Raw genomic sequence first — 24,060 nt, 5'->3', positions numbered from 1 at the left:
TGTTATTGCTGTGACTGCTGTTGCCAATGTGCATCGAGTCACGTAACCTCGGACTGCTGGCGAGCAGCTGAGGGGCACCGTCGTGCCGCATCCAGAACCTCACTCCCAGCCCAATTGTTGCGAGGTCTCTGCACATGGCTTTACCCGGATCCGGCCGTACAACGGCCGTGCTGTGCGCCGCCGTCGTACTCTTTGCCTCCGTTGCCACACCCGCAGCAGCCGTACCGGCGCCTTCCGCGCCGCTGTCCGTTCCGGCATCGCCGGACATCCCGTCCCCGGAAGATATTGCCGCGGCAAAAGCCAGCGAAACCGCGACGGCGGACCAGGTCACCGCGATCGAACGCATTCTCGCCGACGCATCCACGGCCCAGCAGGCGGCCTTCGCCGTGGCGATGCAGGCAAACAACTCCTACAGCGAAGCGCTGGTTGAGTTGCAGCAACGGACCCAGGCTGCGTCCGCGGCCTCCGCCCGTGCCTCGTCCGCGAAGGAGCAGCTGGACAAATCCCGGAAACAGGTGGGGCAACTCGCCGGAGACCTTTACCGCAACGGCGGACTGAACCCCACGCTCGGAACCCTGGCCAGCGGTGGGGACAGCCTGCAGCAGGCCGCCACGCTCGAAGCCCTGTCCGCCAGCCGGAGCCGCGCTTTTGAAGCTGCGGATGCCGCGGCCACCGCGTACCGCTCCCTGACGGCATCCGCCGACGATGCCACCAAGGCCGCTGACGATGCTGCGAAAACCGCCGAGCAGCGGAAGTCCCAGGCCGAAGAGGCCAACGCCGCGCAGGCCAAAGCCGTGTCCGACGCGAAGGCGCAGCGGAGCATCCTGGTGGACCAGCTGGCGCAGCTCCGGAACACCACCGTTGCGCTGGAATCGGCCCGGGTTGATGCCCTGGACAAGCAGCGTGAAGAAGCGCGGCTTGCGGCTTTGTCTGCCGCTGCCGACAAAGCGGCACAGGACAAGGCAGCCCAGGACCAAGCGTCACAGGACCAGTCCGCTGCGCAGAACGCCCCGGCCCGGAACTCGCCGGCCCAGGACACGGCACCTGCTCCCGCCGCTCCGGCCCCGGCGGCCCCGGCCCCGGTTCCAGCCCAGCCGCCTGCAGCTCCGGCACCCGCCGCACCCGCTCCCGCGGCCCCGGCCCCCGCTGCGCCCGCACCGGCCCCTGCTCCTGCCAACCCCGCGCCGGCGCCGGCGCCGGCGCCCGCTCCCGCGCCCCCGTCAACCGGCGCTGGGACCTACGAGACGGCGATCGCCGTCGCTTTGGGGAAGGTTGGCGCGCCGTACTACTATCAGTGGGGCGGTACCGGCGTGTACGGCTTTGACTGCTCCGGCCTGGTGCAGAACGCGTTCGCCGCCGCTGGAAAGTACCTCCCGCGCACCGCGTCCCAGCAGTACGCTGCCGCCCCTGTCCACGTCCCGATCTCACAGGCGCGCCGCGGCGATCTCCTGGTGTGGGGCTCGGCTCCGAACTTCTACCACGTGGCCATCTACCTGGGAAACGGCCAGGTGGTGCAGGCGCTGAATCCGCAGGAAGGGATCACCGTGTCCAGCATCAGTTCCATGGTGGGGATGGACCTCTACCCGTACGCCGCCCGCTACTGAGCCGTACTGCGGGTCCGCCCACCAGTCAGCTCAAGACGTCCTTGGTGACGAAACGGCCGTACGCCAGCGCCCCGAACACCGCCACGTAGCCTGCTTGGAGCAGTCCATTCGCGGCGAACGAGTCCCACAGCACCGGCTGGCGCAACATGTCACCGAAACCAAGCCAGTAATGGCTGAACAACCATGGATGCAGCCATTCCAGCTGGGCAAGCTGGTCCAGGACCTCGGAAACGACCGAGACCACCACGGTGGCCGCCATCGCACCGACGGGGACCACGGTCATGGTTGACAGGAACAGCCCAATCGCTGAGAGGCCCGCCAGGGATACGGCAATGTAGGCGGCGATGAGCACTATCCGCACGGCGGCCTCAGCAGGCTGGATGACCCCGCCGGACAGCAGGGTCACCGGCCCTACTGGAAAGAGCGCCGCGCCGATGGCTGCCCCCACCAGGCCGATGGTCAACGGTGCCACGATGCAGAAGGCCACGGCGCCCGCATATTTGACCAGGAGCAGGCGCACCCTGCCCGCCGGGGCCACCAGCAAATAGCGGAGGGTTCCCAGGCTCGCTTCCCCGGCGATGGTGTCGCCGGCCACCACGCCCACGGCGAGCGGCATGAACAGCGGGACGGACACCAGCATGGCGGTGAAGGCCACGAACAGTCCGTTTTGGGTAATCCGGTCCAGGAAGGCAGGGCCGCGACCGGGCGGGACGGCGGACGAGACCTTGACCGCGACGGCGATGAGCACCGGAATGGCGGCCAGGGCCAGCAACAGCGCCCAGGTGCGCCGCCGGGTGAACAGGACCCTCAGTTCAGAGGCCAGCAAGGAAAACCCGGAACCCGGCGTCCTGGAACCGGACCGCCTGGACGTGCTCTGCGGGGTCGCGGCCCGGGCGGTTCCCGCAGGCTGTGGGATGTCGGCAGGCACGCTACTGGGCAACGTCGAATCCTTCCCCGGTAAGGGCAACGAAGCGGTCTTCGAGGCTTTCGCGTTCGACGGCGAAGCCCCGGACACGCACCCCGGCCTGGACCAGGTGCGCAACGACTTCTTCCGGGAGCGGGGCGGGTGGCTGCACTGAGGTAACCAAGGCCGCCACGATGGTCTCGCCGTCCGGCGACGGCTTGCCGGATTCCCCGTCCACAGGTGCGGGTGGCAGCCCCAGCCGCGCGAGGACCCGCCGCGCCGCGCCGCCGTCCGGGGTGACCAGCCGGAGGCGGGTGCTGCCGGCTTGCCGGAGTTCAGCCAGCGGCCCTTGCGCCACGAGCTTGCCGGCGCTCATTACTGCGGCGTGGGTACACATCTGGTCCACCTCGGCCAGCAGGTGGCTGGAGACGAACACGGTGGTGCCCTCGTGGGCCAGGGACCGGACCAGGTTGCGCACCTCACGCGTACCTTGAGGATCCAATCCATTGGTGGGCTCATCCAGCACCAGCAGGTCCCGGGGAGACAGCAGCGCGTTGGCAATGCCCAGCCGCTGCTTCATCCCCAGTGAGTACGCGTGGACCCGCTTCCGGGCCGCGTGTTCCAATCCCACGCGCTCCAGGGCCCGTTCCACCCTGGCCTTGCGGGTGGCCGGCACGGTGTGCCGGCCGGCGGCATCAAGCCGGTGGAGGTTGGCGGCCCCGGAGAGAAAGGGATAGAACGCCGGTCCTTCCACCAAGGCACCGACCCGCGGAAGCACGTCGTGGAACTCATCCGGCATCTGCCTGCCGAGCAGGTTCACGGTTCCGGCGGAGGCGGCCGCCAGGCCAAGCAGCATGCGGATGGTGGTGGTCTTGCCGGACCCGTTGGGCCCAAGGAAACCGAACACCGCCCCGTGCGGGACGGCGAGGTCCACAGCATCGACGGCGGTCTGCTGGCCGAACCGCTTACTCAGGCCATGGGTCTCGATCGCAAGCCCGGCAGCCGCCGGACCAGCGCCCGCCAGGCCCGTACTCACCGAGCCGCTGCCGCTGCGGCCTGCAGTGCCTCCGGCGGCACCATGCCAGCGAACATCCGGCCGTCGTCAGTGACCAGTACGTTCACCAGGGCTGTGGAGAGAAGCCGGCCGCCCGGGACGGGGACTGCGGCCTGTGCCAGCAGCGGATCGGCCAGCAGGGACGCTGCAGCTGAACCGGAAGCGCCCGCTGCCGTGCCCACTACCGTTTCCCAGCCGGTTCCGGCCACGGAGAGGTGCGCCTTCGCTTCGAGCTGGGGAAGCAGCTGGTCCGGGTTGGCCATGGGCCCCGGATGTGGAGCATCTGCCGGCTCATGGGACTTGTCCGGAACCGGAACGTCCTTCACCGTGCTGCCCGGCGGTGGCGTGAAGCTGAACAGGGACTGATCCGGCGTGTCCAGGGAAAAGGCGGTGAAACCGGAACGAAATGCCGGTTTGTCGGCTCCGCGCGCGGTCACCTGGACGGACAGCGGCATGCCCGTTTGGCCATCGACCGCGATGGCCACCTTGCCCACCAGCGTTGCATCGGTGCGGGGCTCAATCACCAGGTTGTAAGCGCTGCGGCCGGCAACAACGACGTCCGGTCCCACGGTGACGGCGGTGGTGGGATCGACCTTGGACAGGAGCTGCTGCGCCAGGTCGTCCGGCGCGGGGACGCCGGGTGTGCCCTGCATGTCCCTCGAGGGCATCGAATCCTGGGTTTTTGCGGGCAGCGTCAGGTGCTCAGCGGTGTTGTCCTTCGACGAGTAGAACCAGACATCATTGCCATCCCGGACCACGTCCCGTTCTGCCAACTGGTCCACGACCTGCACGCGGGCGTTGTCCTTGCCGTCAACGTAGATGCGGGCGCTGTGCCGGCCGGACAGGAGCTCGATAACGGCGGCTGCGCTCCCGGCTGATGCAGGGGCGGAGGTCTTGCCGGCGGCCGGAAGCTCGGGCAGGCCCAACTCCGACACCTGCTCCAAGGTTCCCGAGAAAGAGTGCACCTGATGGGTGCCCACCAGTTCCAGGACTTGTGCGGGGGTTTTCGCGGGCAGCGGGTCTCCGGCGCTGGCGGGCAGGGACCCGGTGAGCGCGCCCACAGCGATCACCACCGGGGCTGCGGCGGCCGGCATCCACCGAAGCCATGTCCGTCGGCGCAGTGTGCTGCGCTGTTGCAATGTGCTGCGCTGCTGCAACTCTCCGCTGGAATCCAGCGTGTTGGAACCCATAGATCAAGGTTACGCCCGCGCGGCCGGGTCCGTGCCGGCATGGGTCCCTAAAACTTCGGTACCGGCAGGACGGTCGGGCACGACGGTTCCCTGACCGCCGTCGACCGTTACTCTTTGGCCGGTGGTTATCAGCCTGGTGGCATCCGCCACCCCGACGACCGCGGGGATCCCGTATTCCCTGGCCACCACAGCGCCGTGGGAGTTGGCGCCGCCCATTTCCATCACGAGCCCTCCGGCAGTAAGGAACAACGGCGTCCACCCGGGGTCAGTTGACGGGGCAACCAGGATCTCGCCCGGTTCGAGGCGGGCGCCGACGGGGTCCAGGACCACCCGTGCCGCTGCCGTCACCGTCCCTGCCGAGGCAGGACTTCCAGCCAGCGTTCCGTCCGCCATGCCGGTGGCGGTACGGACCGCTTCGGGTTCGGTGCCGTCCGAGAGGAGCACCCGGGGTATATGCCGGCGATCAAGCTCCCGGCGGTAGTCCGCCCGCCGGCCGGCGACAAGCTGCCGGACGTCCGGCAACGTTGCTCCCGGGTCCGCTGTTACACCGGAAAGGGCCTGCCGCACCTCGGCGAAGTCCAGGAAGAAGACGTCGTCCGGGCGGTCGAGGGCTCCTGCCTCCGCGAGTTCGGCGCCCACCAGGAGCAGTTGCCTGCGGACTTCTCCAAGGCCAAGCACAAGCTGGTACTTGGGCAGTTCACGCAGGCCGGCGAAGAGCCGTGCCCTGCGCAGGGCGGCCCGCACCAACACTCCCCTGGTCCTGCCGCGCCCGGCTGCGCGGGCTACGAGCCGCTCGACCTGGGCTTCAGCGTCCTCGGCTGCTGTGCTGAACTGCCGGTCCGGCGCTAGGGCGGGATCTTCCAACCGGAGGTAATTGGCCAGGATGCCCAGGATATGTGCGGGCTCTTCCGACCACCGCGGCAGCCCGATGTCGATCTCAGCCACCGCCCGGTGCCCGTACCGCTCCAGGAACCGCCCCAGCCCGGCGTCCAGGCGCGCGGGCAGCCGCCCGGCCCTGAAGTCTTCCGCCAGCGCCGCTGGATCCGATCCCATCAGGGCGGCTGCCGATTCGCCATCATCCTTGATGGCCGAGGCGAGGCGCCACAAATCAAGGTCCATCTCGGTGGTGACGTTGTTCGGCAGGCCCCGGATCACGGGCTGGAGTTCGTCCCACGCGTCGTCGCCAAGGAGCTTTCCGGCGAGGCCCAGCATCGCAAAGCCCACCAAGGGGAGGGGAAGTATGGCCGGAACAATCGGAAAAAGGCGGGCTCCCAGGAGGGCCTCGACATGGTCCAGCCTGGCCAGGGCCCCGGGACCATCGGTGGGGGCCAAGGATCCCTCGAAGTCCCGGGTAAAGCGGTCCAGCCGGCGGAGCGCCGCCCCGGGCCGGAGCAGGGCCCGAAGTACTGCCTGCGGAACCTTGGCGTGCACTGCTGCCGGGCCTGCGTGCCGGAGGAGCCCGAGGGGCGTCCTGCCGGTCACCGAAAAGGCAGGGTCCTCGAACAGTTGACGCATGACCGCTGCGGTCCGTGCCTCCATGACGTCAAAGACCCGGGGAACGATGCGGCGGCCCACGGCGCTGCGAAGGGGCGTGGTGAAGTCGATGTATATCCGCTGCCCTGCCTCGGCGTACGGGGACGGCCCCCGCCGGGGTTCGGGAACAGGGAACCGTGCGGCCGTGGCCACGGACGAGGCGACAAGGCGCAAGGCGGCCAGCCCCATGGGGGTAAGCGGCCGGGTGAGTCCCTGCGCCAGGCTGAAGCACAGGTACGCCCTGGTGCCGCCGGCGCCGGGCCCGCCGTGGCGGACGTGGGCGGCCCCGTTGCTTTCCGGGACCGGGTAGAGGGTGGTGATGGGCCGGGATTGGGTCAGCCACAAGGCCCCGGCGTTGTCGATGGCCCACTCGGTGTCCTGCGGGGCGCCGAAGTGGTCTTCGGCCTGCAGCCCAAGCCTCGCCAGGGCGGCCAGCTGGGGTTCCGTCAGGCAGGGCGTTCCGGTGCTGCCCGGCAACTTCCTCGTCTCCGTGCCGCCGCCGGGAAGGGACCTGACCTCGACGCCTTCCCCGCCAAGCCGCTGCTCCACTGCCCTGCCGGTCAGGCCATCCACCACAAAGTGGTCCGGGTTGACCGCGCCGGAGACCACTGCTTCGCCGAGGCCCCGGCCGGCATCGATGACGAGCTGCCGGCGCCGCCCGGTGAGTGGGTTCGCCGTGAACATGACTCCCGCCGTGTCTGCATCCACCATCCGCTGCACCACTACGGCGATGGCCACTCCGGCAGGGTCGATGCCCAGGCTTGCCCGGTAGGCAGTTGCACGGTCGGTCCAGAGCGATGCCCAGCAATTGCGCACTGCCTCAAGGACCGCGTCCCCTCCGATGACGTTGAGGTAGGTGTCCTGCTGGCCGGCGAAACTCGCAAACGGCAGGTCCTCGGCGGTAGCGGAGGACCGTACCGCCACCGGAACGTCCGGTCCCATCGCGGCGTACGCCTGCCCGACGGCGTCGGATACTGCTGCCGGAAGCGGCGCCGCCAGGATTGCGGCACGCGCGGTTCCGGCCGGTCCGGCCAGGTCGATTGACCCGCTGGCGGCAAAATCATGGCTTGTGGCCCGTGCTGCTCCCTGCAGGGCCGCAAAGGCATCGGCAAGTCCGGGAAGGACGGGCTCAGGGGTGCCGACCACCTGCCAATATGCCTCTGTTGTCAGGCAGAAACCTTCCGGGACGGGCAGCCCGGCGGACATCAACTCGCCGAGGTTCGCCGCCTTGCCGCCCACGAGGGCCAGCATTCCGGCGTCGAGGGCCTCCAGCGGCAGGACGGGACCGGCGCCTGCGCTGGTGCCCGATGACGGTATCCCCTGCTGCCCCATGGCGTGGCTGGCCTGCCGGCGGACCTGGTGTGCCTACGCTGCGTCGCCCAGGATGGGCCCGAACCGTGCCCGGTCTGCCAGGCGCGGGTCTTCCCGGTCCGGCACCACCATGACCGGTCCCCTGGCATGATGGAGTACGCCGTCCGATGTTGAGCCGAGGAGCATGCCGGTGAAGCCACCGCGGCCGCGGGTGCCCACCACCACCAGTTCCACGTGCCTGCTCTCCTCCACGAGGACGTCGACAGGCGAACCGTCCTTGAGCTCGTAATCGGCCCGCAAGTGGGGATAGTGGCTGCGAAGCCAGGCCATGCCCGCGTCCAGGGTGACGCGGATGTCCTCAAACAAGGCCTTCCGGTCCATCGGGGCGGGAACCCACGCCAAGGAACCGCTGTACTGCGGCACGGCACAGACCACACGGAGCGCGGCGCCGAGCCGTTCGGCCTGGTCAGCTGCTTCCAGCACGGCCACCCTGGCCTGCTCGGAACCGTCGACGCCGACCACCACCACGTTCTCCACCGGCCGGTGGCCGGATTTGGCCTGCTCTGCCTTGATGCGCCGGTCTTCGGTGGTCTCACCGAGCCGCTCCGAGCAGAACAGCGGCACGGTCACCGTGGGGCATTTCGCGTGGGCGGGCAGCGCGCTGCTGACCGAACCCAGGAGCCGGCCCACGAAGCCGCCGCGGCCGCGGGTTCCCACCACCAGGAGCTCGGCGGTTTCGGAGATCTCCAGCAGCACACCGGCGGCGTCACCGTTCTCCACCGAGGAGCTGGCCTCGACGTCGTACGTCGAAACCTTCTCGAGGGCCTGTTTGGCGATGGCCTCGGCCCCCTCCCGGATGACCGAGTCGTCCACGGTGGCGTAGCCGCCGTCCAGGCCGGACGCGGCGAAGATCGGCACCGAGTAGGCGGTGACGATGTGGAGGGGACGACGACGGCGCTGGGCCTCCCGCGCGGCCCACACCAGGGCGCACTGGCCGTGCTCGGAGCCATCGACCCCCACCACGATGCCTTCGGGAGCGGCCGGAGAACCACCGCCGTCCCGAGCGGGGTCCGGATGCAACTCTTGTGAGCCCATGGGGGCCGCCTCCTCGCGATACTGCCTGATGTTGCGGCTATTCTGCCAGAAAACGGCCCCGGGTCCGTGCACCCCGTCCCGCTGCTGCAACGGCAGGGAACAGGCCGCTTCCATTTCCCACTATTCTCCGTCCCCCGCGGCTTAGCAAGCCTGTTCAGGGGCGCGAACGAGGGTTATCCACAGGCTTTCCCTGCGCTCCCGGAAAGCGCCTTCACCACCGGGCGAATGTTTTCTCCCATGGGCTATTCACGGCCGCAATTGTTCTGTAGTCTTCAGGACATTGTTGGTCCGGGACGCCAGCTGCAACTTCCTGTTGGGGGCGGCCCGGCCATGCGCTGCGACCGTGCTTGGGGGCATCGGGACGCGAGCCGGCGAGGTCGCCGGCAACCTGCCGAAGCTTCGAAGGAGGGAAACTGTAGTGTCAAGCATGTCTGGGAGTGCCGGGACCGAACAGACCACCACTGTGATCATTGGCACCGGACTGTCCGGGCTGGCCGTGGCCGCTGAACTGCGCCGGCACGGAGTGGACTCCATCGTGGTGGACGGCCTGGATATCCTGGGCGCGGCGCAGCCGGCGAACACGTCGTCGCTGCAGCGCTGCGACGCCGCTGACAGTGACACCCTGAGGGAGCGGAACGAGATCCTGCGGCACCTGCGCAACTACGCCGCAAGCCACAGCGTCGACGTGCGGAATACCACCCGGGCTGTGCAGCTGACCATGCTTGAGGGTCCGGAGGACACCGCAGCGCCCCAGTGGCAGGTCCACACGCCCACAGGCATCCTGGTGGCAGACCACATTGTCCTGACGCGTTGCGCCCACAGCCAACTGCGGCGCATGCTCAGCGACTTCGGCATTGCCGTAGGCAAGAACGTGGCAGCAGCCATGCGGGCGATCGGCATCTACCTGGTGGGCGTCGGCGAGCTGATCACGCCGTCACCCAAGGAGGTGCTGCGCCAGGCCAAGACCGTAGGCCAGGCGATCTCCGCCAAGGTCAACGTTGGCACTGTCCAGCCGTCGGCCGGCGCCTTCCCTGCAACGGGCAGCTTTGCGGCGCTGACCTGCTGACGGCAATCCTTTTGACCGCCGGCCTTGATCTGCCTGCTCAGCCAAGCGCCCGCTACCGCTGGCCCTCTCCAACTGTGTCCCCGTCGTCGGGCCGGTCCTCCTCGTCGGGCTGGTGCCCGTCGTCAAGCGTGTCACCGTCACCGGATAGCCTGCGCCGGGCCAGGACGCCCAGGCTGACGAGCAATCCAACGGCCACAGCCGCAAACAGCACGATGCTCCATTGGAAGGGTTCGGCTGCGCCGGCAGGTGCTGACGGTTCCTCCGTCACCCCCGGCCTCGCGGTGCCCATGCCGGGGACGGCGCTGGCCGCCGTCGAACTTTCCGACGGGGCAGGGACTGAGGCCGCGGCTCCCGCTGGGGCGGATCCCGACGCCGCGGTGAACGTGAACGTCCCCTCGATCGGGTGTGAATCTGAGCTGACCACGCGCCACGCCACCGTGTACGCCCCCGCCGGGCCACCCGATCGAAGCTTTTGGGTGGCGACGTTGTCGACGATGCGGACGGAACCGTCAGCCCACTCCTTCCCGGACGCATCCTTGACCGAGAACGAGGAACCAATGCCCAGCGGCGGGTTGCTGAAGGTCACCGAAACTTCTTCAGGCGGGGCCGCCAACGCGGCTCCCTGCGCCGGGGTGGTGGATTCCGCGGCATCATGCGCGGAGGCCGGCCCCACCAGGCCAAGGGTGGCGGTTGCAAGGACGAACAAACCGAGCATTATGCTCAGCAACTGCCGGTGGACCGGGCGCATGGGCTGCTCCTCATGTTGGCTTCCTTACAGACTAGGCGAATTTGGCCGCCCCCACCGTGCAGCACCCTTAGGATGCAGGTATCCCCACACATTCCCCCGGAGGACTAATGCTTAAGCAAGGCTCTGCCCTGGACCGGTATTTCATGGTCACGGAGCGAGGCTCCAACTTTTCCCGCGAGATCCGCGGCGGGTTCGCCACCTTCTTCGCCATGAGCTACATCGTGGTGCTGAACCCCCTGATCCTGTCCGGTCCCGACTCCACCGGGGCAACGCTCGGTTTCACCGCCGTTGCCGCCGTAACTGCGCTCGTGGCCGGGGTCCTGACCATCCTCATGGGCGCATGGGGACGGCACCCCTTCGCACTGGCCACCGGCCTGGGCGTCAACGCCTTCGTAGCCGTGACGGTCGCCAGGAATCCGGGCCTCACCTGGCCGGACATGATGGGCCTGGTGGTCCTCTCCGGCATCACCATGCTGATCCTGGTCCTCACCGGTTTCCGCACCGCCGTCTTCAAGGCCGTACCCGAGGGGCTCAAGACAGCAATCGTGGTGGGCATCGGCCTGTTCATCGCCCTGATCGGCCTGGTCAATGCCGGGTTCGTGCGGCGAATCCCGGACGTGGCAGGAACCACCGTGCCCGTGGGCCTGGGCTTCGATGGCAAACTGCTGGGCTGGCCCACCGCCGTGTTCGTCTTCGGCCTGATCCTCACCATCGCCTTGGTGGTCCGGAAGGTCAAGGGCGCCATCCTGATCGGCATCATCACCTCGACCGTACTGTCCGTCATCCTTGAGATGACCCTCCACATCGGCCCCAGCTTTGACGGCAAGACCTCCAACCCGCAGGGGTGGTCCCTGGTGGCCCCCACATTCAGCGGCTGGGCCGCCCCGGACCTCTCCCTGATCGGCAAGGCCAACCCGTTCGGCGCCTTCTCCGACCTCGGCTTCGTGGCCGCCACCCTGCTGGCCTTCGTGATCCTGCTCAGCATCTTCTTCGACGCGATGGGCACCATGGTGGGCCTGGCCAACGAAGCCGGCACGGTCGACGAACACGGCAACATTCCCGACGTGGACCGCGTGCTCCAGGTGGACGCCCTCGGTGCCATCATCGGCGGCGGCGCGTCCGTCTCCTCCAACCAGATCTACGTCGAAGCCGGCGCCGGCATTGGCGAAGGCGCCCGGACCGGCATCGCCTCGATCGTCACCGGCCTGCTGTTCCTGGTGGCCATGTTCTTCACCCCGCTGATCAACCTGGTCCCGTTCGAGGCCGTAGCCCCGGCCCTGGTGGTGGTGGGCTTCATGATGGTGTCCCAGGTGGGCAAGATTGACTGGCAGGACTGGGGCATTGCCATCCCGGCGTTCCTGACCTTCACCCTCATGCCGTTCACCTACTCGATCGCCAACGGCCTGGGCGCCGGCTTTATCGCCTACGTCCTGATCCGCACGGTCCAGGGCAAGGTCAAGGACATCCACCCGCTGATGTGGGCCGTTGCCGCGGCATTCCTGCTGTTCTTCGCCATCGGCCCGATCGAGGCCGCCCTCAGCATGTAGCCACCCGCTGGACGGGAAGGGCTGGTGCGGCGCCTGCCGTACCAGCCCTTTGTCTTTACGGCTGGCTATACCGGCGTGTTGGGCGCGAGTCCTTCGTCCCCGGAGACGGCCAGCGCCCGTTTCTCGCGCAGCCGGTCCAGCCGGTTCATCAGCGGCGAGGTGGTGGCCCCGTGGATCACTATGGACAACGCCACCACCAGCCCGACAAACGACCAGAGCCAGTGCGCCTGGTCCGCGAAATGGTCCTCCCCCAGGGCAAAGGCCAAGTAGTACAGCGACCCGATACCGCGGATGCCGAAGAAGGACAGCGCCACCCGTTCGCGCGGCCCGGTCTTGCCGCCCAACAGCCCCAGCCAACCCGCCACGGGCCTGACCACCAGCAGGAACGCCAACGCGACCAGCACCTCCGCCGGCCCGATGCCGGCGAGGAGTCCACGGGCTATGGCGCCGCCGAGCAGGACCAGGATCACCACGGTCAGGAGCCGTTCGAGCTGCTCCACGTATGAGTGCAGCACCCGGTGGTAGCCATGGCTGCGCTCGGCCGCGCGGATGGTCACGGCACACACGAAGACCGCGATGAACCCGTAGCCCTCCGCCAACTGCGTCAGCCCGTACGCCAGGAAGGTGGCTGCCAGCGCCACGAAGCCCTCCGAGTGGTTGGAAAGCCGCAGGCTGTCGCGGCGCGCTGAAAAGAACAGCTTCGCCAGGAGTTTTCCGGTGAGGAAACCCACCAGCAGGCCCAACGCCAGCCGCCACAGCACGTCCACCCCGAACCATTCGGGAAACCAGGCCGACGGCGAGGCGCCTGCCACGCTGATGGCGATGGCCAGGTAGACGAACGGGAAGGCCAGCCCGTCGTTGAGGCCGGCCTCCGAGGTAAGGCCAAAACGCACCTCATCTTCCTTTTCGACACCTTCTTCCTCGTCCGCCGGTTCGCCCACCTGCACTTCCGAGGCAAGGACCGGATCCGTGGGGGCCAGGCTGGCGGCCACCAGCAGTGCCGCGCCAAGGCCCAGGCCCAGGAACCACATGCCCAGCAGCGTCAGGGCGGCAATGCACAGTGGCATCGCGATGCCCAGCAGCCGCCAGGTGGTGGACCACCGCTTGCGCCCTACCGGCCGGTCCAAGGCAAGCCCGGCGCCCATCAGCGAAATGATGACGCAGATTTCCGCCAGGTGCATCACGAAACCACTGTGCTCCACCGGGTTGGGATCCGGGAGCGAGGGAATCAGCGCAAAGGCCCCCATGCCGGCACCGAGGAAGACCATGGGCATGGACAAGGGCATGTTGCGCAGCAGTTTTGGCAAGACGGCGGCGACGAAGACGGCCGCGCCGGCGGCCGCAAAGATGATGTTAGCGGCGTCGAACATGAGCGGCCTCCGGCTTGGAAAGATGCGTGGTTCCGGCACAGGCACGTCACGCTTGGATCTGGCCGACCGATCCCACCCTACCCCTGCCCCGCCCCGCGGGGTTGGTTCTTGGATCCCGGACAGGACGACGGCGGCGTTGCTGGTTTTTCTGCCCGGCGTACGGTGAGCTTGATGCATGCCTTTCCAGTCCCCAGCCGTCGACGTCCCGCCGCAGCCCTGGACAGGGAGGTACGACGGCGACGGCCCGGCCCACCGCCGCTGGTGGCAGGCAGTGAACCGGGCGCTTGAGCCCGGTCCGTCGGACGCGGAGGGCGGCCAGGGTGCCGGGCACCCAGTGGCCTCGGGCCGGAAGCCGGTGGCCTTGCTGGGTTTCGCCAGCGACGAGGGAGTACGCCGAAACAAGGGCCGGACCGGGGCTGCCGCCGCCCCCGCAGCGCTGCGGACAGCGCTCGGACCCCTGGCCTTCCATCTGGACCGCTCCGTTTCCGATTGCGGTGACGTGGTGGTGTCCGGAGACCGGCTTGAGGCCGGCCAGGAACGGCTGGGCCATGCCCTGGCAGCCCTGCTCGACGCCGGCCACCAGACTGTCGTCCTGGGCGGCGGCCACGAAACCGCCTACGCCAGCTACCTTGGCGTCAGTGCGTCGGCCGCGGTCCGGAGCGGGCAGCGGCTGGGCGTGCTGAACCTCGACGCCCACTTCGACCTCCGCGACGAAGCGGTTCCAAGTTCGGGTACGCCGTTCCTGCAAATGGCCCGTGCGGAAACGGACGCCGGACGCGACTTCCGTTACGCCGTCGTCGGCATTTCGGAGCCAAACAACACCCGGGCCCTGTTCGACACCGCGGGAAAACTCGGCGTCCGCTACCTGCTGGACGAAGACTGCGGGGCAATACGCGTCCAGGCGTTCGTGGCGGACTTCCTGGCGGAAACCGACATCCTGTACCTGACGATCGACCTGGACGTACTTCCCGCCTCGGTGGCCCCGGGCGTCAGCGCCCCCGCAGCCTACGGCGTGCCACTTCCCGTGATCACGGCCGTATGCCGGCAGGTGGCCGCGAGCGGGAAGCTGCTGCACCTGGACGTGGCGGAACTGAACCCCGCATTCGACATTGACGGACGGACCGCGCGAACGGCCGCCCGATTGGTTGACACGCTGCTGCGCTGACAGTCCTTGGCGGCCGGGTCAGGCCGGGTCACGCCTTCAAGACATAACGCCGTTCCGGCCGCCCCACGCCGTACTTGAGCCGTACGTCCAGGGCGCCTGCGTCATGCAGGTATTCCAGGTAGCGGCGGGCGCTGACGCGGGACGTTCCGAGCTCCTGGGCAACCTCCGCGGCGGACACGTCGCCGGCGGCAGCGTTGAGGGCGGCCTCCACCAGTTTCAGGGTCTCGATGCTGCATCCCTTGGGCAGCGGCCGTTCGCCGCGGTCCAGGCCGAATACCCGGTTGACGTCCGATTGCTCGGCCACGTCCTTGGCGGCATCCAGGCCCTGGTACGCGCTGCGGTAATGTTCCAGCCGCTCCTGCAGGTCCGATTGGGAAAACGGCTTGATCAGGTAATGCACGATGCCGCCCCGGAGCGCCTTCCGTACCGTTTCGACCTCGCGGGCGGCACTGATCACGAGGACGTCCAGTTCGGGGGCCACGCTGCGCAGCCGGTGCATGAGGTCCAGGCCGTTGACGTCGGGCAGGTGGATGTCCAGCAACACCAGGTCGGGCCGGAGCCGTTGGGTCTCGGCAACTGCCTGTGCCCCGGTGTGGGCCGCCCCCACCACGGTAAAGCCAGGCGTGCGCTGGATGAATCCGGCATGCACTTTGGCCACCATGAAGTCGTCGTCGACGATCAGGACTTTGATCATGCCTGGGTACTCCCTCGTTTCAGCACGGCCCTAAAGACCGCCCCGTGGTCATTGGCCACCGTCAGGTCCCCGCCGCCGCGGCGGCAGACAACCCGGGACATCGCCAGGCCAAAGCCGCGGCTGCCCGCCGGCCCTGGTTCTTTGGTGGTAAAGCCCTGGCGGAAAATGTGGTCGGCCGAGCCGCCCGGGACGCCGGGCCCGTTATCCCGGACTGTGACCACCACGTCCTCCCCGGCTCTGCCCTCCACCAGCACCGTGACGGCTGCCTGTGGAAGCCCGGTGACGGCGTCGAACGCGTTGTCGACGAGGTTCCCCACCACCGTGGTGAGGTCCCGGGACAGCGCGTCATCCACCTTGTCCAGCCCTGAACCCGGGTCCAGCTGCAGTGCCACGCCACGCTCGGCGGCCAGGCTGGATTTGGCGATCAGCAGGGCGGCGAGCGCGGGATCGGCAATCCGGCCGGTCACCTCGTCGTTGAGCCGGGTCCGGTCCACCGTGGCGCCGTTGACGAACTGGACCACGGACTCGTACTCGCCGATCTGGATCAGGCCGGAAATGACATGGAGCTGGTTGGCGAACTCATGGGCCTGGGCCCGAAGGGTGTCCGTGGCGGTGCGGGTGGCGCCCAGCTCCTGCTCAAGTTCAGAGAGTTCCGTCCGGTCGCGGAGCGTGGCCACCGATCCGATCACCTTGCCGCGGGACCGGATGGGCACCCGGTTCATCACCACCAGGCGGTCCCCGACGAGCACCAGCTGGTCCGGTCCGGGCTGGTCCTGGGTGAGGACTTGCTTGAGGGCCGGCTCGACAGCCAGGCCGGACACCCGCTTGCCCACGCAATCCGGAGGGAGGCCCAGCAGCGCCCGTGCACTGTGGTTGGCCACCGTGATCCGTTCGTGCAGGTCGAGAGCCACCACGCCCTCCTTGAGGCCGTGCAGCATGGCTTCCCGGTTTTCCACCAGGCTGGTGATTTCGCTGGGTTCCATGCCGAGGGTCTGCCGCTTGACCCTGCGCGAAAGCAGGAGGGACCCGGCGATGCCCAGGACACTGGCAACCCCAAGGTAGGTAAGGAGATTGGGGACGGCGTCGCCCAGCCGTTCCAGGACGGTGGGATAGTTGCGGCTGATGGAGGCGATCCCGATCATGCGGCCGGAATCGTCCAGGACCGGCACATGGGCGGACAGGAGCGGTGCTGGCGTGCCGCCCACCACTCCGGTCCACGCCCGGCCTTCCATCACCCGGCTCGCGCCGAGCTCCAGCGGCCGGCCCAGCAGGCTGGGATCCGAGGATGCCACCACGGTACGGTCCAGTTTCGCCAGCGCCACCCGGGATGAGCCCGAGACAATGCGCACGGACTCCGCCACAGCGGGAAGCACGGCACCGCCACGCGGCTCTGTGTCCGGAAGCAGCTCACGCACCACCGGGTTGCCGCCGAGCGCTTCCGCTGCCGACAGGGCACGCCTGCCCTCGGTCCGTTCGAAGGCCGCCGCGGACTGGGCCAGGGAAATGGCCACCACGCCCACCAGCACCGCCAGGACAATGAGCAACTGCAGCAGAAGGTACTGCCCCGCAAGGGACATTCCTCGTCGTCGAGTCACAATGGTCTTCCTGGTGTTCCGGGGGCGATACCCGGGAACTATATCCCAAAGCCCGCGGCCGGGCCGTCGTGGGGGTTTGGAAACGTGAACGCAATGAACACAACTTTCTCTGCGTACACAAGAGTGATCGCCGTCACGGCCGCCCCTAGCATCGGAACCACAAGGCACCGGAACTGCAAGGCATCCGGCGCCGATCAAGATTTGTTCGAGAGAAGAGGAACACATGCGCCAGATCCGCGCATTGCGAATTGCCGCCGTTGCCGCCGGCATCGCCCTGATGGCCACCGGTTGCGGTGCCACCAGCAAGAGCTCCACCGGTTCGGAAAGCTCCGGCGCCGCCGCCGGACCCATCACCGGCCTGCAGATCATGGTCCCCAACACCCCCGGCGGCGGTTACGACACCACCGCCCGCGCCGCCGCGAAGGTCCTCGACGACGAGAAGATCTCCACCAACACCGAAGTCTTCAACCTCGCCGGGGCCGGCGGCACAGTGGGCCTGGCCCGCGTGGTCAACGAGAAGGGCAACGGAGATCTTGCCATGCTCATGGGCCTGGGTGTGGTGGGCGCCAGCTACACCAACAAGTCAGAGTCCAAGCTGACCGACACCACCCCGCTGGCCCGGCTGATCGAAGAGCCCGGCGCCATCATGGTCAGCAAGGACTCCCCGTACAAGACCATCGATGACCTGGTGAAGGCCTGGAAAGCCGATCCCGGCTCCATCGCCGTGGGCGGCGGCTCCTCGCCCGGCGGCCCCGACCACCTGCTGCCCATGCAGCTGGCAGGGGCCGTGGGCATCGACGCCACCAAGGTCAACTACGTTGCCTACGACGGCGGCGGCGACCTCCTGCCCGCAATCCTGGGCAACAAGCTCGGCTTCGCCGCCTCCGGTGCCGGCGAGTACCTCAAGCAGATCGAATCCGGCGAGGTCCGGGTCCTGGCCACCAGCGGCGAGAAGCGCCTGGACGGCGTGGACTCACCCACGCTCAAGGAATCCAACATCGACCTGGTGTTCACAAACTGGCGCGGCGTGGTGGCCCCTCCGGGCATCAGCGACAAGGACAAGGCATCGCTGATCGCAGCCCTCGAAAAGATGCACGGCACGGCCGGTTGGAAGGAAGCGCTGAAGACCCACAGCTGGACCGATGCCTTCATCACCGGTGACCAGTTCAAGACCTTCCTCACCGAACAGGACAAGCGGGTGGCGGACGTCCTCACCAAGCTTGGGTTGGCGTGACCTCCCTGACCACAGGCCTCAAAGGCCGCTCCGAGCTGGGAGTTGCACTCCTGCTCGGGGCGGCCGGCGTCCTGGTCTTCCTGGATGCCAACGGCCTGGTCACCCCATATTCGAAGTCCGACCCGGTAGGCCCCAAGACCGTTCCGTTCATCGTGGCCGGAATGCTGGTGGTCTGCGCCGTGCTGCTGGCCGTCAACGTCCTGCGCGGCGGCAAGGGCGAGGCTGAGGGCGGCGAGGATGTCGACCTCACGCACCCCGCCGACTGGAAGACCGTCCTGCCGCTGGCCGGCGCCTTCATCCTGAACATCCTGCTGATCGACTGGGCCGGCTGGGTGATCTCCGGAACGGTCCTGTTCTGGGGCAGCGTGCTGGCCCTCGGCAGCCGCCGCTACGTCCGGGACGGCCTGATCTCCGTGGCCCTGTCCCTGTTGACCTTCTACGGCTTCTACCTCGGCTTGGGCATCGCGCTGCCGGCCGGCCTCCTGGAAGGAATCCTCTAAATGGACGTCTGGTCCTCCCTGATGGACGGCTTCGCCACCGCCCTGACCCCCATGAATTTCCTGTACGCCGTCATCGGCGTCGTCCTGGGCACCGCCGTCGGTGTCCTCCCCGGCCTGGGCCCGGCCATGACCGTTGCCCTGCTGCTTCCCGTCACGTACGCCCTGGAACCCACCAGCGCCTTCATCATGTTCGCCGGCATCTACTACGGCGGCATGTACGGCGGTTCCACCACCTCGATCCTCCTCAACACCCCCGGCGAATCGTCCTCCGTGGTCACCGCCATCGAGGGCAACAAGATGGCCAAGGCGGGCAGGGCGGCGCAGGCGCTTGCAACGGCGGCCATCGGCTCGTTCGTCGCCGGCACCATCGGCACGGCGCTGCTGGCCGTCTGCGCGCCGATCGTGGTGAAGTTCGCCGTGAGCCTTGGTGCACCCAGCTACTTCGCCATCATGGTCTTGGCGCTGTTGGCGGTCACGGCCGTACTCGGTTCGTCCCGCCTGCGCGGTTTTGCTTCCCTGGGCCTCGGCCTGGCCATTGGCCTGGTGGGCATGGACTCCGTGACCGGCCAGCGGCGACTCACCTTCGGCCAGCCGCTCCTGGCCGACGGCCTGGACATCGTGGTCGTGGCCGTGGCCATCTTCGCCGTGGGAGAGGCCCTCTGGGTGGCCGCGCACCTGCGCCGCACCCCCCTGCATGCCATTCCCGTGGGCCAGCCCTGGATGGGCAAGTCCGACTGGAAGCGCTCATGGAAGCCCTGGCTGCGCGGGACTGCCTTTGGCTTCCCGTTCGGCGCACTGCCGGCAGGCGGCGCCGAGATCCCGACCTTCCTCTCCTACGTCACCGAAAAGCGCCTCAGTAAACACCCCGAAGAGTTCGGCAAGGGTGCTATCGAGGGCGTTGCCGGCCCGGAAGCAGCCAACAACGCGGCGGCCGCCGGCACCCTGACCCCCATGCTGGCCCTGGGCCTGCCCACCAACGCCACCGCTGCCGTCATGCTCGCCGCCTTCACGTCCTATGGCATCCAGCCGGGCCCGCAGCTCTTCGAAAGCCAAGGGGCCCTTGTGTGGGCGCTGATCGCCAGCCTCTTCATTGGCAACCTGCTGCTCCTGCTGATCAACCTGCCGCTGGCACCGATGTGGGCGAAACTCCTGCAGCTGCCCCGCCCCTACCTGTATGCCGGCATTCTGTTCTTCGCCACGCTGGGCGCCTACTCGGTGAACCTGCAGGCGTTCGACCTGGTGATCCTGCTGGTCCTGGGCGCACTCGGCTTCATGATGCGGCGCTTCGGGCTTCCCGTCCTGCCGCTGATCCTTGGCGTGATCCTGGGCCCTCGCATTGAAGGGCAGCTCCGCAAGACCCTGCAGCTGAGTGCGGGCGACCCCGCGGGTCTCCTCAGCGAGCCGATCGCGGTCGGCATCTACGTGATTATCGGCATCATCCTGCTCTGGCCGTTTGCCTACAAGCTGTTCCGCCGGAACCGTCCGGCGCACAAGCCCCTGGTTCCAGCCAATTCGGGCGCAGCGGACTACAGTGACTGAACAGCTCCCCCACCCACGCCCAGCAGAACAGGAAACAACATGACCGTCGTTGTGGGATACGTCCCGACCCCGGAGGGCGAAGCTGCCCTGACGCAGGCCATCACCGAGGCCCGAAAGGCCAACAGCACCTTGGTGCTGATCAACTCCTCCAAGGGTGAAGCGGCAGTGGACAGCCGGTTTGCGCAAGAAGGCGACATCCAGGACATCGAGCAGCGGCTGGCCGGCCAGGGCATCGAGTACCTGATCAAACGGCCCGTCCGCGGCCATGATGCCGCAGCCGAGGTGCTGGACGCCGCGGAGGAGCACAACGCCGACCTGATCGTGATCGGCCTGCGCCGCCGCACGCCGGTGGGCAAGCTGATCATGGGCAGCACGTCCCAGCGCATCCTGCTGGAGGCGGACTGCCCTGTGCTGGCCGTAAAAGCGGGCCGGTAAACCTAGGCCGTTGCGGCCGCCGGGGCCCGGAACAACTCCTGGCGCTGGCGGCCCAGGCCTGCCACTTCCACCTCCACCACGTCGCCCGGCTGGAGGTAGGGGAAACGGCCGCTGAGGGCAACACCCTGCGGCGTCCCGGTGAGGATCACGTCGCCTGGTTCCAGCCGCATGTACTGGCTGCAATGATGGACCAGGGTGGCTGCGTCAAAGATGAGCTCTGAGGTCGAGGAGTCCTGGCGTGGTTCACCATTGACCCAACTGCGCAGCGGGAGGTTGCCGCCGTCGATATCCTCGGCCGGAACCAGCCACGGGCCAAGGGGCGTTGACCCGGGAAGCGACTTGCCTTTGGTCCACTGGCCCGCGGCTCCCGGCAACTGGTATTCCCGTTCGGAGAGGTCGTTGGCCGTGACGTAGCCGGCGATACACGCGGCTGCTTCTTCCGGGGAGCCCAGGTAGCAGGCCTCCCTGCCGATCACGATGCCCAGCTCCACCTCCCAGTCGTACTTTGCGGAATGCGGAGGGATCGGGGCCGGGTCGAAGGGGCCGGCGACCGTATTGCTTGGCTTGAGGAAGACCACCGGAACCGTGGGCGGTTCGGCTCCCGACTCGGCCGCGTGGGCGGCATAGTTCATCCCGATGCCCACCACTGAGCCGGACCTGGCCACTGGCGGTCCGACCCGCAGCGCTTCCGCACCCTCAAGGACCGGCAGGTCACCTGCGGCCAAGGCTTTCCGGACCTTGTCCAGGCCGCCGGCAGCGAGGAACCCGCCGTCGACGTCATCCGTCAGGGGCAGCAGGCTGAAGTACCGGCCGGTGCCGTCCGCTGAGGGAACGAGCACTGCGGGCTGTTCGCTGCCGCTGTTGCCCAGGCGCATGATCTTCATACCGAATCTCCTCAAGGTGTGGGGGCGGGACTGCTGGATGGGGCCCTGGCGGTGCCCGCTTCCATGGTCGTTGATTCCGTCCGGCGCCGCGGAACGAACGCTTTGTGACTGCCTCTCTAGTGGTTCAGGAGGGCAGTCATCTGACATATATGGATACTGATCGTTAGAATAGCGGAGCCACCCGGCACGAAACACAGAAAGTTCAGTACATGATCACAAGCACTTTGGAGCGCGTCCCCGCCGCTGCCAAAACCGCCGAAGGCCCGGAACTCCGGTCCATCAGCCTCGAGTTCTCCAGCGCCAGCGAGGTCCACTCCGGGCTGGAAGAGGCGGTAGCCGAGTTGATTGAGGTGGCAGCGAAGGACGCCGCCTGCGGCATCCTGGTGACCAGGCTGCACCCGGGACGCTACACGGTGGCCCTGGACGAATCCGTCCCCTTTGGCGAGACCTACGAATCCGTCGCGGCCTGATTTCCCGGCTGCGCGGCCCCCGGGCCACCGGACGAACGCTTGGAGCCAAAGAAAGAATCCCCGCAGTGCCGTAAGGCGCTGCGGGGATTCTTTTGTCTAGCGGGTGCGGCCTTCAGGCGAGGCGGACCTGGACGCCGTCGGACTTAAGGAAGAGCTGCTTTTCCGACAGGTCTGACGGTCCGGCCGGCACCAGCCAGAGGACGTTGCCGCTCTGCGACACCTCTTCCACTTCCCCGGCTGCCACCACATGCGCATGCTTGATGATTTCGACGCGGTCCCCGGCCTTGAGGGCCTTCCAGTTGGATACCGCGGCGGAATGGGCGTTGCGCCTGGACAGGACTGCCCCACGTGCTTTCATGTGAACTTCTACCCCTTTGTATTGTTCTGCTGCCACAGCGTCGTTGATGTGACTTTCGCTACACCATCAGTTCTACTACACTCCGGACCCCGCTACTGGCAGTGTCGCCGGATATTCCGCACTTCGGACCGGAGTGCAGCAGGTACTGAAGATCCTTCGGTTTTCAGGCCAGGAAGCCGACGGCGGATTCGGCCGCCCGTCGCACTTCCCCGGAGGCAACCAGCCGGTCCGCCGCCTCCAATTCCGGAGACAGGAAACGGTCCGTCCCCGGGCCCTCCACCACGGCGCGAAGGGCGGCCACGACGGCGGTGCCCGCCGGGCCCGGCGTGAGCTCCCCACCGGAAAGCTGCGTGCGGATATCCAAGGCCCGCGCAGACGTCACCAGCTCGATGGCCAGGACCCGCCGGAGGTTCTCCACTGCCTTGCGCAGCTTCCGCGCCGCGTGCCAGCCCATGGAGACGTGGTCCTCCTGCATGGCGGAGCTTGGAATGGAATCCACCGACGCCGGCACAGCCAGCCGCTTGTTGTCCGACACCAGGCCTGCCTGGGTGTACTGGGCAATCATCAGCCCCGAGTCCACGCCGGGATCGGAGGCCAGGAACGCGGGAAGGCCGTGCGATCGGGCGGGATCAAGCATCCGGTCGGTCCGGCGTTCGGCGATGGAGCTGAGGTCCGCGACGGCAATGGCAAGGTAGTCCAGGACATAAGCCACCGGGGCGCCGTGGAAATTGCCGTTTGAGCTCACGCGGCCGTCGGGCAGGACCACCGGGTTGTCGATAGCCGCGGCCAGTTCGCGGGTTGCCACGAGTTCCGCATGGTCGACGGTGTCACGGACGGCACCGGCAACCTGCGGGGCGCAGCGCAGCGAGTAGGCATCCTGCACACGGGAGTCACCCTCCTTGTGGGACGCAACAATCGGCGAGTCCGAGAGCACGCGCAGCATGTTGTCGGCACTGGCAGCCTGGCCGGGATGCGGGCGCAGCGCGGCGTGCAGTTCGGGAACGAACACCTGGTCGGTGCCCAGCAGCGCCTCAACGCTGAGCGCGGCGGTAATGTCCGCCGTCGCCAGCAGCTGGCGGAGGTCGGCAATGGCCATCAGGAGCATGCCCAGCATGCCCTCGGTGCCGTTGACCAGCGCCAGCCCTTCCTTCTCGGCCAGGGTGACCGGCTCGATGCCGTGGTCTGCAAGCAGCTCGGCGACAGTCCGCTCTCCGCGCCCGCCGTATGTGACGCCGTCGGGCCCTTCCGCTTCGCCTTCACCCATCAGCACCAGGGCGCAGTGGGACAGCGGAGCGAGGTCGCCGGAGCAGCCGAGCGAGCCGAACTCGCGGACCACCGGGGTGATCCCGGCGTTCAGCACGTCCACCATGGTTTGCAGCACCACGGGGCGGACGCCGGTTCGGCCGGAGGCGAGGGTCTTGGCGCGCAGGAACATGATGCCACGGACCACTTCGCGTTCCACGGCCGGGCCCATGCCGGCGGCGTGGCTGCGGATCAGGGACTTCTGCAGTTGGGTGCGCAGGTCATTGGGGATGTGGCGGTTGGCCAGGGCACCGAAGCCTGTGGAGATCCCGTAAGCCGGGACGTCGCTGGACGCGAGGCTGTCGATGTGGGCGCGGACCTGGGCCACGGCCTCCAGGGCATCCGGAGCGATGGCCACTTTGGCGTCATGGCGGGCGACGGCGAGCACGTCCTGGGCAGTGACGCCGTTGGAGCCGAGGGTGACGGTCAGCGGTGAGTGGGTCGTTAGGGTCATCGGATAGT

General features: G+C 67.9%; 21 protein-coding genes. 9 read left to right on the top strand and 12 right to left on the bottom strand.

Features of this window, described 5'->3' with window-relative positions; translation table 11 throughout:
* Positions 1-134: 134 nt before the first annotated feature.
* Entirely contained in the window at positions 135-1,604 is a 1,470-nt protein-coding gene (locus tag C563_RS0116015; RefSeq protein ID WP_026264961.1) for a C40 family peptidase, read from the top strand.
* Between the two features lie 25 nt (positions 1,605-1,629).
* On the opposite strand, the gene C563_RS0116010 is transcribed toward C563_RS0116015, so the two are convergent.
* From C563_RS0116010 to C563_RS0115990, 5 genes are all read right to left on the bottom strand, one after another.
* Complete coding sequence (locus tag C563_RS0116010; protein ID WP_026264960.1) at positions 1,630-2,544, bottom strand: ABC transporter permease; 915 nt, start codon at positions 2,542-2,544, stop codon at positions 1,630-1,632.
* Positions 2,534-3,544, bottom strand: coding sequence for an ABC transporter ATP-binding protein (locus C563_RS0116005; protein ID WP_018763084.1), 1,011 nt, complete (start codon positions 3,542-3,544; stop codon positions 2,534-2,536). Before C563_RS0116005 ends, C563_RS0116010 begins: the two co-directional genes overlap by 11 nt.
* On the bottom strand, positions 3,541-4,656 hold the full coding sequence (locus C563_RS0116000; RefSeq protein WP_018763083.1) for a hypothetical protein: 1,116 nt from the start codon (positions 4,654-4,656) through the stop codon (positions 3,541-3,543). Before C563_RS0116000 ends, C563_RS0116005 begins: the two co-directional genes overlap by 4 nt.
* Positions 4,657-4,761: 105 nt before the next feature.
* The gene (locus C563_RS0115995) at positions 4,762-7,617 is read right to left on the bottom strand and encodes a PEP/pyruvate-binding domain-containing protein (RefSeq protein ID WP_018763082.1); all 2,856 of its coding nucleotides are present in this window, start codon (positions 7,615-7,617) and stop codon (positions 4,762-4,764) included.
* A gap of 33 nt (positions 7,618-7,650) precedes the next feature.
* Positions 7,651-8,691: a universal stress protein gene (locus C563_RS0115990; protein ID WP_026264955.1), complete on the bottom strand. Its 1,041-nt coding sequence runs from the start codon at positions 8,689-8,691 to the stop codon at positions 7,651-7,653.
* 427 nt (positions 8,692-9,118) lie between these two features.
* On the opposite strand from C563_RS0115990, the gene C563_RS0115985 reads away from it, so the two are divergent.
* On the top strand, positions 9,119-9,757 hold the full coding sequence (locus C563_RS0115985) for an NAD(P)-binding protein (RefSeq protein ID WP_018763080.1): 639 nt from the start codon (positions 9,119-9,121) through the stop codon (positions 9,755-9,757).
* Positions 9,758-9,809: 52 nt separating this feature from the next.
* On the opposite strand, the gene C563_RS0115980 is transcribed toward C563_RS0115985, so the two are convergent.
* Positions 9,810-10,505 (bottom strand): copper resistance CopC family protein, encoded by a 696-nt coding sequence (locus C563_RS0115980; protein WP_018763079.1) that lies wholly within the window; start codon positions 10,503-10,505, stop codon positions 9,810-9,812.
* 107 nt (positions 10,506-10,612) lie between these two features.
* Here C563_RS0115980 and C563_RS0115975 point away from each other — a divergent pair, with 107 nt between their 5' ends.
* Positions 10,613-12,052 carry an NCS2 family permease gene (locus C563_RS0115975; RefSeq protein WP_018763078.1) on the top strand — a complete coding sequence of 480 codons (1,440 nt, stop codon included), beginning with the start codon at positions 10,613-10,615 and terminating at the stop codon, positions 12,050-12,052.
* Between the two features lie 65 nt (positions 12,053-12,117).
* Here C563_RS0115975 and C563_RS0115970 read toward each other — a convergent pair whose 3' ends face one another.
* Positions 12,118-13,422, bottom strand: a complete 1,305-nt coding sequence (locus tag C563_RS0115970) for a cation:proton antiporter (protein ID WP_018763077.1) — start codon at positions 13,420-13,422, stop codon at positions 12,118-12,120.
* Positions 13,423-13,597: 175 nt separating this feature from the next.
* On the opposite strand from C563_RS0115970, the gene hutG reads away from it, so the two are divergent.
* Complete coding sequence (gene hutG / locus C563_RS0115965) at positions 13,598-14,587, top strand: formimidoylglutamase (protein WP_018763076.1); 990 nt, start codon at positions 13,598-13,600, stop codon at positions 14,585-14,587.
* A 28-nt stretch (positions 14,588-14,615) separates the two neighbouring features.
* Here the strand turns inward: hutG and C563_RS0115960 are convergent, their stop codons facing one another.
* Both C563_RS0115960 and C563_RS0115955 read right to left on the bottom strand, forming a co-directional pair.
* Entirely contained in the window at positions 14,616-15,281 is a 666-nt protein-coding gene (locus C563_RS0115960) for a response regulator (protein WP_018763075.1), read from the bottom strand.
* Complete coding sequence (locus C563_RS0115955; RefSeq protein ID WP_018763074.1) at positions 15,278-16,858, bottom strand: sensor histidine kinase; 1,581 nt, start codon at positions 16,856-16,858, stop codon at positions 15,278-15,280. Before C563_RS0115955 ends, C563_RS0115960 begins: the two co-directional genes overlap by 4 nt.
* 241 nt (positions 16,859-17,099) lie before the next feature.
* On the opposite strand from C563_RS0115955, the gene C563_RS0115945 reads away from it, so the two are divergent.
* The 4 genes from C563_RS0115945 to C563_RS0115930 are packed head-to-tail and all read left to right on the top strand — an operon-like array spanning position 17,100 to position 20,584.
* Positions 17,100-18,110 (top strand): Bug family tripartite tricarboxylate transporter substrate binding protein, encoded by a 1,011-nt coding sequence (locus tag C563_RS0115945; protein ID WP_018763072.1) that lies wholly within the window; start codon positions 17,100-17,102, stop codon positions 18,108-18,110.
* Positions 18,107-18,610, top strand: a complete 504-nt coding sequence (locus C563_RS0115940; RefSeq protein WP_018763071.1) for a tripartite tricarboxylate transporter TctB family protein — start codon at positions 18,107-18,109, stop codon at positions 18,608-18,610. Before C563_RS0115945 ends, C563_RS0115940 begins: the two co-directional genes overlap by 4 nt.
* Positions 18,611-20,149 carry a tripartite tricarboxylate transporter permease gene (locus C563_RS0115935; protein ID WP_018763070.1) on the top strand — a complete coding sequence of 513 codons (1,539 nt, stop codon included), beginning with the start codon at positions 18,611-18,613 and terminating at the stop codon, positions 20,147-20,149.
* A 39-nt stretch (positions 20,150-20,188) separates the two neighbouring features.
* Positions 20,189-20,584 (top strand): universal stress protein, encoded by a 396-nt coding sequence (locus C563_RS0115930; protein WP_018763069.1) that lies wholly within the window; start codon positions 20,189-20,191, stop codon positions 20,582-20,584.
* Positions 20,585-20,586: 2 nt separating this feature from the next.
* Here C563_RS0115930 and C563_RS0115925 read toward each other — a convergent pair whose 3' ends face one another.
* Entirely contained in the window at positions 20,587-21,468 is an 882-nt protein-coding gene (locus C563_RS0115925) for a fumarylacetoacetate hydrolase family protein (RefSeq protein ID WP_018763068.1), read from the bottom strand.
* Positions 21,469-21,677: 209 nt separating this feature from the next.
* Here C563_RS0115925 and C563_RS21480 point away from each other — a divergent pair, with 209 nt between their 5' ends.
* A complete protein-coding gene (locus C563_RS21480) occupies positions 21,678-21,938 on the top strand; it encodes a hypothetical protein (RefSeq protein ID WP_018763067.1) in 261 nt (86 codons plus the stop codon).
* Between the two features lie 112 nt (positions 21,939-22,050).
* Here the strand turns inward: C563_RS21480 and C563_RS0115910 are convergent, their stop codons facing one another.
* Positions 22,051-22,296, bottom strand: a complete 246-nt coding sequence (locus C563_RS0115910) for a hypothetical protein (RefSeq protein WP_018763066.1) — start codon at positions 22,294-22,296, stop codon at positions 22,051-22,053.
* A gap of 163 nt (positions 22,297-22,459) precedes the next feature.
* Complete coding sequence (gene hutH, locus C563_RS0115905) at positions 22,460-24,052, bottom strand: histidine ammonia-lyase (RefSeq protein ID WP_018763065.1); 1,593 nt, start codon at positions 24,050-24,052, stop codon at positions 22,460-22,462.
* Positions 24,053-24,060: the final 8 nt, after the last annotated feature.

Source organism: Arthrobacter sp. 135MFCol5.1 (assembly GCF_000374865.1).
Classification (GTDB): Bacteria; Actinomycetota; Actinomycetes; order Actinomycetales; family Micrococcaceae; genus Arthrobacter.
Note: the sequence above shows the minus strand (reverse complement) of the source record. Positions and strands in the feature narration are given on the sequence as shown.